We start from the raw sequence: 15,593 nt of genomic DNA on the forward strand, positions 1-15,593 counted from the left end.
GCGGAAGCGAGAAAACGGCTCACGTTCGGCCGCCGCATTTCTTCACACCGACCCCACGGTTCGGGCTTGCGAAGCGCGGGCTTCTGGCTCACGACTAGGGCCTCCCGGCACCCTTTTGCCGAACCACAGCGGAGCCCTGGATGATCCGACGAGTCGAGACACGTAAGCAGGCGATGGAGTTTCTCGAGCGGGACCACGATGCGGTGGCAAGCGACCGGGCGTCGGGCCTCACCACGCTCCGGGAGCAGGGCTATGTCCTGCCCACGGTCACCGAGGTGACCCACCGCGGCGAGCGTGAGTGGAACATCTTCAGCCGTCTGCTCAAGGACCGGATTGTCTTCATCGGGACCGAGATCGACGACTTCGTGGCGAACGCCGTCATCGCGCAGTTCCTCTTCCTCGAGAGCGAAGATCCCGACAAGGACATCCAGGTCTACATCAACAGCCCTGGCGGCATCGTGACGAGCGGCCTCGCGATGTACGACACGATGCAGTACGTCCGTTGCCCGGTCTCGACGATGTGCATCGGCCAGGCCGCGTCGATGGGCGCGGTGCTGCTCGCGGCGGGCCACAAGGGTCGCAGGTACGCGCTGCCGCACGCGCGCATGATGATCCATCAGCCCCTCGGCGGCGCGCGCGGCCAGGCGACGGACATCGAGATCCAGGCGCGTGAGATCAAGAAGATGAAAGAGACCTTGATCGACATCCTCGCCGACGCGACGAGCAAGAATCGCGAGGAGCTCGCCAAGGACATCGAGCGCGACTTCTATCTGAGCGCGCCGCAGGCCAAGGAGTACGGCCTGATCGACGAGGTCCTGCCGAAGCGCATCAAGGGCTCGCCCCAGGCCTTGTGAAGCAGGATCGCGACGCCCGCCTGCGAAGGGCGGGCGCTCGGCTGGGAGCACGCGGCCCGGGCTGTTTCCGGGCCGCGTGGATGGGAACGCGCCTTGGACGAAACCAATCCGTCCGTACTCGTCTTCTTGTGCCGCGGATGGCACTTGCGGTCAGATACATGCGCCCCGAGGTGCATGAAATGCACGCCTCGCGTCGCCCGGAGCCGTAGGGACGGGCGGCGACCGAGCGCGCGAAGCACGAGCGTTAACTTGCGGGTCACAGGGTAGGGGACTAGAATCCGCTCACGGCGATACGCTGGAAAAACGCGGATTTTCAGCATCGTTTTCGTCGTCGAGCGCGCCTCGGTGAACGCCGCTGCGGACACCGGGCATGCTCGAATGAAAAGGGCCCGAGGTGCGAAAGTGCCGGGGCCACGGCGAGGCGAGAGAGGCGAGAGGCGAAGTGGAGCGAAGGCGGGACGATCACTCGAACGGCAATCTGAGCTGCTCCTTCTGCGGCAAATCGCAGAAGGAGGTGAAGAAGCTCATCGCTGGGCCGACGGTGTACATCTGCGACGAGTGCATCGGGCTCTGCAACGACATCATTGCCGAGGAGGTCGAGAAGGACGAGCCGTACGCCGGCTCTGCCCCGATCCCCAAGCCGGCCGACATCAAGGCCATCCTCGACGAGTATGTGGTCGGGCAGCACCGAGCGAAGAAGGTCCTCTCGGTCGCGGTGCACAACCACTACAAGCGCATCGACAGCCGGGTGCACTCGGACGACGTCGAGCTGCAGAAGTCGAACATCCTTTTGCTCGGCCCGACGGGCTCCGGCAAGACGCTGCTCGCGCAGACGCTCGCGAAGATCATCAACGTGCCCTTCGCGATTGCCGACGCCACGACGTTGACCGAGGCGGGCTACGTCGGTGAGGACGTCGAGAACATCATCGTCCAGCTCCTCCAGAACGCCGATCACGACGTCGAGCGCGCGCAGCGCGGCATCGTCTACATCGACGAGATCGACAAGATCAGCCGGAAGAGCGACAACCCGAGCATCACGCGCGACGTCTCGGGCGAGGGCGTGCAGCAGGCGCTCCTGAAGATCATCGAGGGCACGATCGCGAACGTGCCTCCGAAGGGCGGCCGCAAGCACCCGCAGCAGGATTTCCTGCAGGTGGACACGACGAACATCCTGTTCATCTGCGGCGGCGCGTTCGTCGGGCTCGATCAGATCATCCAGCGCCGCGTCGGGCAGAACACGCTCGGGTTCGGCGCCGAGATCAGGTCGAAGAAGGAGTTCAAGCTCGGCGATCTGCTCTCGCAGGTTCAGCCCGAGGATCTCCTCAAGTTCGGCCTGATCCCGGAGTTCATCGGCCGTTTGCCCATCATCGCGACGCTGCACGAGCTGAACGAGGACGCGCTCATCGACATCCTCACGAAGCCGAAGAACAGCCTCGTGAAGCAGTACCAGAAGCTGCTCGAGATGGACGGCGTGAAGCTCAAGTTCACGAAGGGCGCGCTCACGGCGGTCGCGCGGCAGGCCCTCGACCGCAACAGCGGCGCGCGTGGCCTCCGGGCCATCCTCGAGGCGGCGATGCTCGACATCATGTACGACGTCCCTTCGCGCGCGGGCGTGAAGGAGGTCGTCGTCAGCGAGGACGTCATCCTCAAGCACGAAGCCCCGCTGATCGTTTACCAGAAAGAAGCGGAGCTCGCTTAGCGCCGGGGGAGGACGTCCTCCCCCACTCCATTTCCTCTTCCTCGCGTCGACTCGCTCATCTTCACGAGCGAGCGATCACCCGTAGGCCCGTTTGCCCCGGCCGCGCGCCGGGGCGAGAAAGACGTCGGATGTTCTTCAAGAACGACAGTGATCGCGGCAAGTCCGCCCCGGAGCGCGGGGTCGCACCCCTCCTGCCGCTCAGGGACATCATCGTCTTTCCTTATATGGTCTCCCAGCTCTTCGTCGGCCGCGAGCGCTCGATCGCCGCGCTCGACGAGGCGATGAACCGGGGCAAGGAGATCTTCCTCGCGGCGCAACGCAACGCCAAGACGAACGACCCGACGGCCGAGGACATCTTCGCCGTCGGCTCGGTCGGCGTGATCATGCAGCTCCTCCGCCTGCCCGACGGGACGGTGAAGGTGCTCATCGAGGGCAAGCGTCGGGCGAAGATCAAGAAGTTCGTCCAGTCGGACGCCTTCTTCCTCGTCGAGTACGAGGAGATCCCCGAGAAGGCCGCGTCGAGCGTCGAGGTCGAGGCGCTCATGCGAAGCGTGCAGAGCACCTTCGAGGTCTACGTAAAGCTCAACAAGAAGATCCAGCCCGAGGTCCTGATGGCCGTGCAGGCCATCGACGACGCCTCGCGGCTCGCCGACGCCATCGTCGCGAACCTGCCGACCATCAAGCTCGCCGATCGACAGAGCCTGCTCGAGACGGACGATCCGAAGCAGCGGCTCGAGCGCCTCATCGAGCTGATGCAGGCCGAGATCGAGATCCTTCAGGTAGAGAAGAAGATCCGCTCCCGCGTCAAGAAGCAGATGGAGAAGACGCAGAAGGAGTACTACCTGAACGAGCAGATGCAGGCCATCCAGAAGGAGCTGGGCGGCGGCGAGCGCGACGAGTTCAAGAACGAGATCCAAGAGATCGAAGAAGCTTTGAAGACCAAGCGGATGAGCAAAGAGGCCACCGCGAAGGTCAAGAAGGAGCTCAAGAAGCTCAAGATGATGCACCCGACGAGCGCGGAAGCGACCGTCGTGCGCAACTACATCGACTGGATCCTCGACCTGCCCTGGTACGAGAAGAGCGAGGAGCGCTTCGACCTCACGGAGGCGGAGAAGATCCTCGACGAGGACCATTACGGGCTGCGCAAGATCAAGGAGCGCATCCTCGAGTACCTCGCGGTCCAGGCGCTCACGAAGAAGCTCAAGGGCCCGGTGCTTTGCTTCGTCGGTCCTCCCGGCGTCGGCAAGACGAGCCTCGCGAAGAGCATCGCGCGCGCCACGGGGCGCAGGTTCGTCCGCCTCTCGCTCGGCGGCGTCCGCGACGAGGCCGAGATCCGCGGCCACCGCCGAACGTACATCGGCGCGCTGCCGGGCAAGCTCATCCAGAGCCTCAAGAAGGCCGGGACGAACAACCCCGTCTTCCTGCTCGACGAGGTCGACAAGATGTCGACCGACTTCCGCGGCGACCCCGCGGCGGCGCTGCTCGAGGTCCTCGATCCCGAGCAGAACCACGCGTTCAACGATCACTACCTCGACCTCGATTACGACCTCTCCGACGTGATGTTCATCACGACGGCGAACACCCTCGGCGGCATCCCGGTGCCGCTGCAGGACCGCATGGAGATCATCCAGCTCTCCGGCTACACCGAGTTCGAGAAGCTCAACATCTCGCTGAAGTACCTCGTCCCGCGCCAGCGCAAGGAGTGCGGGCTCGAGGACGTGAACATGAACTTCAGCGAGGGCGCGGTCCGGACGATCATCCACCACTACACGAAGGAGAGCGGCGTGCGCTCCCTCGAGCGCGAGATCGCCAGCGTCTGCCGCAAGGTCGCGCGCAAGGTGGTGAACGAGGGGAAGGACAAACCCATCGAGATCAGCGCGAAGAGCATCCCGAAGTTCCTCGGCGTGCCCAAGTACCGGCTCGGCCGGCGCGCCGAAAAGGACGAGGTCGGTCTCGTGAACGGCCTCGCGGTGACCAGCGTCGGCGGCGATCTCCTGCCCGCCGAGGCCGTGGTCCTTCCCGGCAAGGGCAAGCTCGTGGTGACGGGCCTGATCGAGAAGGGCATGGAGGAGAGCGCGCAGGCCGCGATGAGCTACGTGCGCTCGCACCTCGAGCGGCTCGGGCTGTCGAGCGACGCGTACCAGAAGGTGGACGTGCACGTGCACTTCCCCGACTTCGTGCGCAAGGACGGTCCGAGCGCGGGCGTGACGATGGTGACGGCCGTGTGCAGCGCGCTCATGAAAGTCCCCGTTCGTCAGGACCTCGCGATGACGGGCGAGGTCACGCTGCGGGGCCGCGTGCTCGCGATCGGCGGGCTCAAGGAGAAGCTGCTCGCGGCGCACCGGAGCGGCATCTCGACCGTCGTCCTGCCGAAGGAGAACCGCAAGGATCTGCGCGACGTCCCGCGTCGCGTGCTCCGCGCGCTCCGGCTCGTGCTCGTCGAGCACGTCGACGACGTCCTGCGCGAGGCGCTCATCGTGAAGGACCCCGAGGCGACGTTCGGCCCGCCGCACGCCCGCCTGGAGTACCGCGACGGCGAGCTCGTCACGCCGAACGGCTCGCCGGCTCCGTCCATGCCGTCCCTGCCGGCGGATTCGCCCGCCGAACAGCCTGGCGCCTAGGCCAGGCGCGCACCCCTCCTCGTTTCCTCCCATCTCCCTGCTGGCAAGGATCGCGGCGGCGCGCTACTCGCTCGCCGCCATGATCCGACGAGCCCTCATCTCGGTCTACGACAAGGCGGGACTCCTACCGTTCGCGCGCGCGCTCGCGGCGCGGGGCGTGGAGATCCTCTCGACCGGCGGCACGCTCAAAGCGCTCGCAGACGCGGGGCTGGCCGTCACCAGCGTGGAGTCCTTCACGGGCTCGCCCGAGGTGATGGGCGGGCGCGTGAAGACGCTCCACCCGCGCGTGCACGGCGGCATCCTCATGCGCGGCGACATCGACCAGGCCGACCTCGAGCGCCTCGGCGGCGCCCCGATCGACCTCGTCGCGGTGAACCTCTATCCATTCACGCAGACCGTCGCGAAGCCGGGCGCGCTGCTCGCCGAGGTGATCGAGCAGATCGACATCGGCGGACCCGCGATGGTGCGCAGCGCCGCGAAGAACCATGGGCGCGTCGCCGTCGTGTGTGATCCGGCCGATTACGACGCCGTGCTCGCCGAGATCGAGGCGAGCGGCGAGGTGTCGGCCGCGACGCGACGCAAGCTCGCGGCGAAGGCGTTCGCGCACACGGCCGCGTACGACGGCGCGGTGTCGGCGTACCTGTCGTCGCTCGGGGATCCGGATCCGGCCGAGGAGAAGGCGCCGGCGAAGCGCGAGGCGTATCCGCGGTATCTGACGCTCACGTTCGAACGCGCGTACGGCCTTCGGTACGGCGAGAACCCGCATCAGTCGGGCGCGTTCTACCGCGAGCGGAGCGCGCCCGAGGGCTCGCTCTCGCTCGCCGACTCGCTCGGCGCCGGCGGCAAGGAGCTCTCGTTCAACAACCTCGTCGACGTCGACGCCGCGCTCGAAGCGGTGCGCGAGCACGAGCGGCCCGCGGCTGTCGTCGTGAAGCACGCGAACCCCTCGGGTGTGGCCGTGGCCGACTCGCTCGAGCGCGCGTATCGGCTCGCGCGTGATGCCGATGCGCTCAGCGCGTTCGGCGGGATCGTCGCGCTGAACCGCCCCGTCGATCGCGCGACGGCCGAGGCGCTCGCGGAGACCTTCCTCGAGTGCGTCGTCGCGCCTTCGTTCGCGGACGACGCGCTCTCGGTCCTCCGCGCGAAGAAGAACCTGCGCCTCCTCGCCACGCGTGTGCTCCTGCCGGCCGAGCTCGACGAGCTCACTTGGAAGCGCGTGGGCGGCGGCCTCGTCGTGCAGGGGCGCGACGCGGCCGCACGCGGCGAGGTCGACAAGGCGCGGGTCGTCACGAAGCGCGCGCCGACGCCGGAGGAGCTCGCCGCGCTCGACCTCGCGTGGAAGGTCTGCAAGCACGTGAAGTCGAACGCCATCGTGCTCGCCAAGGAGGGCCGCACGGTCGGCGTGGGCGCGGGGCAGATGTCGCGCGTCGAAAGCGTGCGCATCGCGTGCCGCAAGGCCGAGGCCGAGGCCCGCGGCGCCGTGCTCGCTTCGGATGCGTTTTTCCCGTTCCCGGACGGCGTCGAGCTCGCCCTCGAGCATGGCGTCACCGCCTTCGTGCAGCCGGGCGGGAGCGTGAAGGATGCCGACGTGATCGCGGCCGCGGACAAGGCCGGCGCTGCGATGATCTTCACGGGCGTCCGGCATTTCCGGCACTGATCGCGGCGTCTCCGGCTCTCGCCGCCGCGCCGCCGCGCCCCGCCAAACGCCCGGTTTCGGCCCTCGCGGGGTCCTGCCACACCGCCGATGGATCCAGCCTCACGGATCTAGGCAAAAAAACGCGCACAAAAAATTTGGCCACCCCGATCTAGCTGTGCTGTTGGTGGCTTACAGCGTCGCGGCGGGGCGCCGCGGCGAGCTTCAAGGAGCGTGGCGGTGGCCGGGATCAGGGAGTCGTGCAGCGTTTGCGGGTCGGAGTTCGACGTCCAGTTCCGCTACCAGATGGAAGAGCGGGACGGCGGGTTCTCGTTCTACTGCTCCCAGAAGTGCCTGGAGAAGAGCCAGCTCGGCGGCGAAGGGCAGGGCGACAAGCTCGCCACGTGTGACGCCTGCGCGAAGCGGTTCCAGCCCGAGCTCGCCTCGCAGGTGATGTACCTGAACGGACGTCGCACCTATGCGTGCTCGATGCCCTGCCGGACCCAGCTCCAGCGCGAAGCGAGCGGCGTGCGGCTCGGCGAGATTGCCGCCGAGGTCACGCCGCAGGCCGTCGCGCCTTCGCCGCCGCCGCAGTCCGTGCCACGGTCCATGGCGACGCGCGCGGCGGGCCCGGCGAGCTCCGCGACGCCTTCGAAGCGTGCGTCCTCGTCGACCTCGCCGGCCGTGGCCGTGCCCGTGGTGCCGCAGGTCGCGAACAAGCGGACGGCTCCGGCCTCGCAGGCCTCGCAGGCCGCGCCCGCTGCGCCCGAGGCGCCGAAGGAGCAGGCCGCGGACGCGTCCGTACCGCGCTACCTCGCCGTGTTCAACCACAAGGGCGGCACGGGCAAGACGACGACGGCCGTGAGCATCGCAGCCGGCCTCGCGTCGCGCGGCAAGAAGGTCCTGCTCGTCGACACGGACGCGCAGGGCAACGTGTCGGTCTCGCTCGGCGCGAACGTCGAGCGCTCGCTCTACCACGTCCTCGTGATGGGCCTAAGGGTCGCGGACGCGACGCGTGTCGTTCGTCCGAACCTGGACCTTTTGGGCTCCAACGAGACGCTGGCCGCCGCCGAGCTCTACCTCGCGGGCCGCCAGAACCGCGACCGCGTGCTCTGCGAGCGCCTGAGCGCCGCGGCCGCGGGCTACGACTACGTGGTGCTCGACTGCTCGCCGAGCCTGTCCTTGATGAACCAGAACGCGCTCGTCTTCGCCGACAGCGTGCTCGTGCCCGTCGCTTGCGACTACCTCTCGCTCGTCGGCGTGCGTCAGGTCATCAAGACCGTGAAGAACGTGAACGCGCTCCTGCATCACCCGGTGCAGATCTGGGGCGTGCTGCCCACGTTCTTCGACGCGCGCGCGAAGATCTGCCGCGAGGCCGTCACCACGTTGAAGCAGCACTTCGGCGACCGGTGCCTCCCGCCGGTGCGCGCCGCGATCAAGGTGAAGGAAGCGCCGGCGCAGGGGCAGACGATCTTCGAGTACGCCGCCGGCACGCCCGCCGCAGACGACTACGGCGTCGTCGTGGACCGCATCATCCAGAGCCGCGAGGGCGCGGCGAAGGGCGCGAAGGACACGAAGGACGCGAAGCCCGCGAGCCGCGCCGCAGCGACCGCTTAGGAGAGAGGACGATGAAGCACGAGGGCGATTTCTCCGAGGCCGCGCACGCGCTCCTCGATCGCGACGAGGTCGAAGGGGTCCTCTCCGGCGCGTTCTACACGCCCGCGGGGAAGCCAGCGCGGGCGCAGAAGCCCGCCCCGGAGCGCCCGACGCATTACAAGGTCATCTGCATCTCGATGTACACGGACGACCTCGAGCGCCTCGACGAGATGGTCGAGGCCTTGAAGGCGCGCGGCTTGACCAAGGCGAGCCGCAGCGCGCTCATCCGTCACGCGCTCGAGCAGGTTGATCTGGAGAAGGTGCCGAAGGGCATCTGATCCGTCCGCGGCTCGGCGCTTGCACCGCGCCGGGGCGATGTCGAACGCGCCCATCAAGCCACCTCCGAGGGATCTCGGCGAGGTCCCTGCGACGCCAACGATCGACGAGCAAATGCCGCCGTCCGGCGTGCGGAAGATGCTCGACGCCTTCGAGGAGCGTGACCTCTCGCGCATCCGGTGGAGCTCCGTGCTCGCCGGGCTCTTCCTCGCGCTCGGCACGCTCGTGCTCCTCGGGCTGCTTGGGTTCGCGACCGGCGTGACCGTCCTCGATCCAGGTGGCCGCGCGTCGCTCGAGCGCCTCGGGACGGGCATGGCCCTGTGGATGGCCTTCGCCTCGCTCGTCGCCCTCTTCGTGGGCAGCTACGCGGCGGCCAAGCTCGGCGGCGCGATCCGTCGCGGCGACGGCGCGCTCGCGGGCGTGCTCACCTGGGCCGTCTCCCTCGCGCTGCTCGTGTTCATCGTGGGAAACGGGGCGCCGCCGTTCTTCGATACGCAGGAGTTCGGCCGGCCGACGAGCTTCGAGCCGGCGTTCACGTTCGCGCAGCGGACGACCGAGCCGTTCGGCCCGTCCTTCCGGCTCGACCAAGGCGAGCTCGTCCGGGCCGCGTGGCTCACCTTCGCGGGCGCCGTGATCACGCTGCTCGCGGCGACGTTCGGCGGAGCGCTCGGCGCTGTCGGTCGGCGTCGCGGCGGCGCGCTTCCTCCGGCGCCGCGGCCCTCGTCGGGGGATCAGATCCCGCTTTACTGAGTCGCTCGAGCAGGAGCGGTCGGCGCGACCTCTTCCAGGCTCGCCCAGAAGGCTTCGAGATCCGGGGGCAGCGGCGCCTCCACGCGGAGCCTGCGCCCCTCTTCCGCCGGGTGATCGAGCTCCAGCACCGCCGCGTGCAGCGCGTGCCGGTCGATCTCCAGGAGCGCCCGGTCTTCGTCCGTGAGCAGACCGTCCGCGCCGCGCCCGAAGAGTTCGTCGTCCGGACCGTACAGTTTGTCCCCGACGACCGGCGTCCCGCGCGACGCGAGGTGCACGCGAATCTGATGCTGCCGTCCCGTCTCCAGCGTGCACCGCACGAGCGCGTAGAGTTTTCCCGTCGCCGGGTTTCTCCGCCTTCCGATCACGGCGCAACGCGTGGCCGAGGGCAGACCCTCGCCGGGCCGGGCGACGCGCATCTTCACGCCGTAACGGCTCGTCGGATCGAGCTCGAGCGGCGCCTCCACGCGGAACGCGTCCTCCTCGTCCGCGCCCCAGGTGATCGCCAGGTACTCCTTGTGCACGCTGCGCTCTTCCGTGCCCGGCCGCGTCGCGCCGCGGGCGAACTGCCACTTCACGTGACGGTCCGCCTCGCTCGTCCGCGCCAGCAAAAGAACCCCGCTCGTCTCCCGGTCGAGGCGGTGCGAGAGCATGACCCGCTCGCCGTCGCGGGCGTTTTCGAGGAGCTTCACGACCGTGCTCTGGTGGTAACGGGCCGTCGGATGCACGGGGATCCCCGCGGGTTTGTCCACCGCGAGCAGGTGTGCGTCCTCGTGCAGGATGCGCAGCGTGACGTCGGGCGCCTTCTCGTCCCAGGGCGGACGCCAGAGCAGGATGAGCTGCTCCGCTTGCACGCGGTCGTTTCCGCGCAGGCGGCGCGCATCCGGGGCGTAGGCGCCGTGCTCGATGATCTTCTGGGCGCGGGTCCGGCTCGTCCGCTTGAGCTGCGATTGCACGAACCGGTCGAGCCGCATGCCCTTCGCCTCCGGGGGCACGCGGAGGATGGAGACGACGGACCCCTCGGGCACCTCGTCCGGGCGTACGACCTTGATCCCTCGCCCGAACGGGCCTTCCGTGGAGCCGAGCTCGCGCGCGCTGATGCGCGTCATGGTCGCCATCCTAGCCTGCCTGCCGCTCGGGGCTACCACCCGCGCTCGTCGGTCGGCCCAATCGGCGCATGCTCGCTCTACGTCGCGGCCGCGAGTCGTGCTACACCCGCCCGCGCATGGACATCCTCTTCGTCGCTTCCGAGATCGCGCCGATGGTGAAGGTCACCGGCCTCGCCGACGTCGTCGCGTCGCTCTCGAAGGCGCTCCGGCTCCTCGGGCACAAGGTCACCCTCGCGCTGCCGCGTTACCCTGGGATCGAAGCCTCCGGCGTCATGATCGCGCGAAGGCTGACCCCGCTCGTCCTGACCATCGGCGGCGAGCGCGTGGAGGTCACGGTCTTCGACGGGCGGCTCGGATCGGGCGTGGAGCTCGTGCTCTTCGACGTCCCGGGGCTCTTCAGCGAAGGCCCGTCGCGCCTCGCCGACGAGGACGATGGGGATCTCGCGGCCGCGCGAAGGTACGGCGTGTTCGCGCTCTCCGTCGTCGAGCTCGTCCGCCAGCGCGCGCTCGCGGGCACGCCGTTCGAGGTCGTGCATGCGCACGACTGGCCGTCGGCGCTCGTCCCGTACCTCCTGCGCGACCGTGAGGGCGACGCGCGCCCGGCCTCGGTGCTCACGCTCCACGACCTCGCGCGCCAGGGCCTCTTCCCGCGCGAAGCGCTCCGGGTCATCGGCCTCGCCGACGAGCACTTCCAGCCTTCGCTACTCGAGTTCTACGGCAAGGTGAGCTTCCTCAAGGCGGGCCTGCTCGCCGCCGATGCCATCACCACGGTCTCGCCGACGTATGCCCGCGAGATCCTCACGCCCGAGCACGGCGAGCGCCTCGACGGCGTGCTCGCGGCGCGGGCGAAGGAGCACGAGATCGTCGGCATCGTGAACGGCATCGACTACGCCGTGTACAACCCGATGACGGATCCGGCGCTGCCCGCACGGTACGACGCCGAGGACACGACGAACAAAGCGCGCTGCAAGAGCGCGCTCCTCGCCGAGCTCGGGCTCCCGATCGACATCGAGCGCCCGCTCGTGGTCTCCGTCGGCCGCATCTCCACGCAGAAGGGCGGTGATCTGCTCGCCACCTCGCTGCCCAAGATCCTGAAGAGCGACGCGAGCGTGGTCGTGGCGGGCGCGGGGGATCGCGCGCTCGTCACGAAGCTCGAAGCCGCCGTCGCCAAGGCGCCCGAGCGCGCGCGGTTCCTCGGCGACGCCGCCGAGCCCCTCGTGCACCGCCTCTACGCCGCCGCGGACATCGTCGTCGTCCCGTCGCGGTACGAGCCCTGCGGCCTCGTGCAGCTCTACGCCCAGCGTTATGGCGCCTTGCCGGTCGCCTACCGGACCGGCGGCCTCATCGACACGATCGTCGATTGCGACGCGGCGCTCGAGACCGGCACGGGGTTCCTGTACGACAAACCGATCTCGACGCACCTCGTCGGCGCGGTGCAGCGCGCGCTCGCGGCCATGACCTCGCCCCGGTGGCCCGCGCTCCGGCGCCGCGTGATGCGGCTCGACCTCGGGTGGGATCGACCGGCGCGCCGCTACGTGCACGTCTATCGCTCGGCGGTCGCGAAGCGCACCGCGTAGTTTTCGCCGAGAAGATGCGGCGGACGGACGCTTCGTAGTACAGTGCATGCGCCCTTTTGGGCGCTTGTGTCCCAGAACGTCGAATTCCTCGTCTCCGAGCAGGGCAACATCCGCGGACCCATGCGGCTGGAGGCGGTCCGTCGCGAGATCGGCGGGGGAACGCTGAAGGACCCGCTCTTCCGCATGGAAGGGTGCAAGCGGTTCCTCCCCGGCGCGGCGTGGGACCCGATCTCGGATCTCTTCCCGTCGCCGAGCCCGCCCGATCCGCCCGAGGGCGTGGTCGCCGAGGCGCTTCCGCGCGACCTCGCCAAACTCGATCCCCAGGCGCGGGACAAGCTCCTCTGGTTCGTCGAGGACACCGACGGCGTCATGGGCCCCGTGACGGGCGCTTTCGTGGTGCGGGGCCTCATGACCGGCCGCATCCCGATCTCCTCGGGCGTCTCGCTCGTCAGCGTCCCCGGCTGGATCCGCGGCACGGCCGTGTTTCCTGCGGCCCTCGAGGGCGCGACCGCGATCCGCAAGCGCCCGATGTCCACGTTCACGTGCCCGTATTGCCTCGAACCCGTCATGGTCGGCAGCACGAGCTGCCTCATGTGCGGCGAGTTCGTGGGCATCGCAAAGCCGCGGCTCGGCCTTTCGCGCGTGGTGGGCCTCGTGGGCCTCGGGTTCGCGCTCGTGCTCGCGCCGCTCCTCGGCGGCGCGCTCTCCGTGCGCGGCGACGGGCGCGGCGCGGGGGTCGAGATTCCTTCGGCGAATGCCGCGCCTTCGCCGGGCGAATCGGCATCGCCCGGATCGAGCGCGTCCGCGGCGACGAGCGCCACGCGCGCGCCGGCCGATCCCGCGGCAAACGCGCCTGCCAATCCTGCGCCGGCCGCGGCGAAGCGGCTCGAAGGCAAGGTCGCGGCGAAGATCGACGTCGCGGCCGACGCGGAAGCCGCGATTCTCCTCCCGCAAGGCCACGTCGCCGTCGCGCGTCGCGTCGCGCTCGACGTCGTCGATCCGCGGAGCGGCGTGGTCATGACGAGCTCGCGCGAGGCGCAATCGGCGCGCGTGATCGAGCGCGTGGGCGGCGCTCTTTATGCGCTCGGGCAAACGCGCATCGGCGCGCTCGAACCCGACACGCTCCGCGTCCTTCGCTGGATCGAGCCTCGCACCCAGCTCCTCCCGGGGGCCGCCGCGGCGTCGGCTGGCCTCGCGATCTTCCCTTCGGCCATCGATCGCAGCGTCCTCGTCGTCGGCACCGAGCACCACGTCGAGATCGCGCGTTTCCGCTTCGGAGGCGCCATTCCGAGCGCCGCCGCGATCGACGCCGAAGGCACCTGGGCCGTCGCGAGCGTCGCCGATCCCCGCCCGCGCGCCTATCCCGATGCCATCGAGGTCTTCGCGCCGCTCACCCCGCCGAGCGCGCAGCTCGTGCGTCACCTCTCGCTCGGCGATCCCGTCGCGGCCGTCGCCGTCCAATCGGGGTTTGCCTTCGTCGTGCTCGGCTCCTCGCGTATCGTCCGCGTCCCGCTCGAAGGAAAAGGCCTGCTCGCGCCGCCCGATCTTTCCCGCGACACCTGCACGGATCCCGTGTTCGTCCGGGCCGCCCCTCGCACGCTCGTCGTCGGTTGCAGGGTGGGGCGCGCGCTCTCGCTGCATGCGCCGGCCACGCTCACGCAGGACACGCGCCTCGAGCTCGGCAGCCCCGTGACGGCCCTCGAGATCTCGCCCTCCGGGGATCAGGCGCTCGTCGCCACGGGCGCGCCTTCGCCCGGGGTGTACGTCGTCGATCTCGCGACGGGCGAGCCCGTCCGTGTCGACGTCACCGACGAGGTCACGAGCGTCCGATTCGGCAAAGACGCTGCGAGCGCGGCGGCGTTTTCGGCCCGCGCGCGCCGCGTGTGGGTGCTCCGGTGAGCAAGACCAAGTGCCCCAGATGCGGATCCCTCACGATCCGGCCGGGCGCGACGAAATGCCCCTCGTGCCGCGCGTGGGTGAGCGCGCCCAAGCTCGCGGGCAGCCGTGTGCAGATTGGCGCGCTCGGCCTCGTGCTACTCGCGGCGGGGCTCGGCGGCGTCGGCATGCTCGCCGGCGGCGCGGCCGTCCTCGCCTCGCAAGGCCGCCTCGGCGGCAAACGCCCGCCCGCCACGACGCCTCCGCCTGCGCTCCCCGCCTCGTCCGCGACGTCGCCCCAGGCGGCCTCCACGAGCGCCGCGTCCTCGGCGCTTTCCTCGGCCGCCCCGGCCGCGGACACGCCCCCTCCTGCGTCCGAAGCGCCCGCGGCGTTCGCCGTGGCCACGACGATCCGCCTCGACGCACCCCCGATCGACGTCATCGTCGCGGACGACGAGGCGATGTTCTTCGTGCTTTGCGAGGACGGCACGCTCCGGGCGCACGCGCTCGATTCCGGCGCCGAGAAGGCCCGCGCGCGCCTCCCGGGCAAGGGCACGGGCCTCCGGCGGCTCCCCGCGGGCCGCCTCGCCGTGCTCGGCGTCTCCACGGGCCTGCCGGTCGTGAACACGGCGTCGTGGCTCTCGGGCGCGGCCCCTGCGGCCTATCTGAAGAGGGTTGACGTGAAGGGCGCGCTCGACATCGCGGCGAGCGGCGAGCCGCCCGTCGTCGTCGTCGCGACTTCGCAAGGAAGCCGCGTCATCCGTCTCGCGGGCCCCGACCTCACGGCCGACGGCGAGATCTTCTTCCCGACCCCGATTCGCGGCGTCGCGCCCCTGCTTTCTTCGGCCGGCGATCGGCTCCTCGTCCTCCTCGACGGGCGCGCGCCCACCGAGCCGGGGTCCGTGATCGTGCTCGATCCCGCGGCAAAACCCTTCGGCGGTGCTCGTGCTGCGTGGTCCTCGCTCCTCGAGCCACGCGCCTCGGCCGTCCCTCCGTCGGCCTCCTCCGAGCGCGCGCTCCTCTTCGATCGGGCGACGGCCAAGGTCATGGGTTTTTCCGTGGGGACCGAGCCGCGCCTCGCGCCTGCGGGTCCGCAGCCGATCGCGGCATTCCCGTGGCCCGGCGATCGCGCCGTCGTCATTGGCGCGGCGGGGGAGGCGACGCTCGTGTCCCTCGAACACCGCGAGGTCCTCGCCACGGTCGCGCTCGGCGGTGTTCCTTCCGCGGCCGTGCTTTCGCCGGAGGGCCGGACGATCCTCGTCGCGCTCGGCGGTGGGCCTCGTGGCAAGGGCGCGACCACGGTCGCGCTCGGGGGCGAGCCGCTGCGTATCGTTTCGACGCTGCAAACGGGGGAGGGATCGCACGTGGTATCCGTGGCGCCCAAGGGTCGCCTCGCGCTCGTGGCGGCGGCGTCGGCGCGCGGCGTGACGGTGCTCCGGCGCCCCTGAGATCGGGGCCCCGTCGCGCCGATTTTTTGCGCCCATGGAGCTCGAGATCGGCGACACTGGTGACGGCGCCCTGGCTCGGCGCCTTACCTTGGAGTTCT

Annotated in this window: 11 protein-coding genes; 10 read left to right on the plus strand and 1 reads right to left on the minus strand. The window is 69.7% G+C overall.

What is annotated here, in order from left to right:
• Nucleotides 1-140 precede the first annotated feature (140 nt).
• From QHF83_RS20755 to QHF83_RS20785, 7 genes are all read left to right on the plus strand, one after another.
• Nucleotides 141-854 carry an ATP-dependent Clp protease proteolytic subunit gene (locus QHF83_RS20755; RefSeq protein WP_272421698.1) on the plus strand — a complete coding sequence of 238 codons (714 nt, stop codon included), beginning with the start codon at nucleotides 141-143 and terminating at the stop codon, nucleotides 852-854.
• A gap of 442 nt (nucleotides 855-1,296) precedes the next feature.
• On the plus strand, nucleotides 1,297-2,553 hold the full coding sequence (gene clpX, locus QHF83_RS20760; RefSeq protein ID WP_271924572.1) for an ATP-dependent Clp protease ATP-binding subunit ClpX: 1,257 nt from the start codon (nucleotides 1,297-1,299) through the stop codon (nucleotides 2,551-2,553).
• A gap of 128 nt (nucleotides 2,554-2,681) precedes the next feature.
• Complete coding sequence (lon, locus tag QHF83_RS20765) at nucleotides 2,682-5,174, plus strand: endopeptidase La (RefSeq protein WP_282419614.1); 2,493 nt, start codon at nucleotides 2,682-2,684, stop codon at nucleotides 5,172-5,174.
• 79 nt (nucleotides 5,175-5,253) lie between these two features.
• A complete protein-coding gene (gene purH, locus QHF83_RS20770) occupies nucleotides 5,254-6,831 on the plus strand; it encodes a bifunctional phosphoribosylaminoimidazolecarboxamide formyltransferase/IMP cyclohydrolase (protein ID WP_282419615.1) in 1,578 nt (525 codons plus the stop codon).
• A gap of 216 nt (nucleotides 6,832-7,047) precedes the next feature.
• The gene (locus QHF83_RS20775) at nucleotides 7,048-8,424 is read left to right on the plus strand and encodes a ParA family protein (protein ID WP_282419616.1); all 1,377 of its coding nucleotides are present in this window, start codon (nucleotides 7,048-7,050) and stop codon (nucleotides 8,422-8,424) included.
• 11 nt (nucleotides 8,425-8,435) lie between these two features.
• Nucleotides 8,436-8,741: a hypothetical protein gene (locus QHF83_RS20780; RefSeq protein WP_282419617.1), complete on the plus strand. Its 306-nt coding sequence runs from the start codon at nucleotides 8,436-8,438 to the stop codon at nucleotides 8,739-8,741.
• Between the two features lie 37 nt (nucleotides 8,742-8,778).
• On the plus strand, nucleotides 8,779-9,489 hold the full coding sequence (locus QHF83_RS20785) for a hypothetical protein (RefSeq protein WP_282419618.1): 711 nt from the start codon (nucleotides 8,779-8,781) through the stop codon (nucleotides 9,487-9,489).
• On the opposite strand, the gene QHF83_RS20790 is transcribed toward QHF83_RS20785, so the two are convergent.
• On the minus strand, nucleotides 9,483-10,595 hold the full coding sequence (locus tag QHF83_RS20790; RefSeq protein WP_282419619.1) for an RluA family pseudouridine synthase: 1,113 nt from the start codon (nucleotides 10,593-10,595) through the stop codon (nucleotides 9,483-9,485). The genes QHF83_RS20785 and QHF83_RS20790 overlap by 7 nt on opposite strands.
• Nucleotides 10,596-10,711: 116 nt before the next feature.
• Here QHF83_RS20790 and QHF83_RS20795 point away from each other — a divergent pair, with 116 nt between their 5' ends.
• The 3 genes from QHF83_RS20795 to QHF83_RS20805 all read left to right on the plus strand — a co-directional run bounded on the left by QHF83_RS20795 (nucleotide 10,712) and on the right by QHF83_RS20805 (nucleotide 15,495).
• Nucleotides 10,712-12,172: a glycogen/starch synthase gene (locus QHF83_RS20795; RefSeq protein WP_282419620.1), complete on the plus strand. Its 1,461-nt coding sequence runs from the start codon at nucleotides 10,712-10,714 to the stop codon at nucleotides 12,170-12,172.
• Nucleotides 12,173-12,238: 66 nt separating this feature from the next.
• Complete coding sequence (locus QHF83_RS20800) at nucleotides 12,239-14,071, plus strand: hypothetical protein (RefSeq protein ID WP_282419621.1); 1,833 nt, start codon at nucleotides 12,239-12,241, stop codon at nucleotides 14,069-14,071.
• The gene (locus QHF83_RS20805) at nucleotides 14,068-15,495 is read left to right on the plus strand and encodes a zinc ribbon domain-containing protein (RefSeq protein ID WP_282419622.1); all 1,428 of its coding nucleotides are present in this window, start codon (nucleotides 14,068-14,070) and stop codon (nucleotides 15,493-15,495) included. Before QHF83_RS20800 ends, QHF83_RS20805 begins: the two co-directional genes overlap by 4 nt.
• Nucleotides 15,496-15,593 lie beyond the last annotated feature (98 nt).

Source organism: Polyangium sp. 15x6, assembly GCF_029960785.1.
In the GTDB taxonomy this organism is placed as follows: Bacteria; Myxococcota_A; Polyangia; order Polyangiales; family Polyangiaceae; genus Polyangium.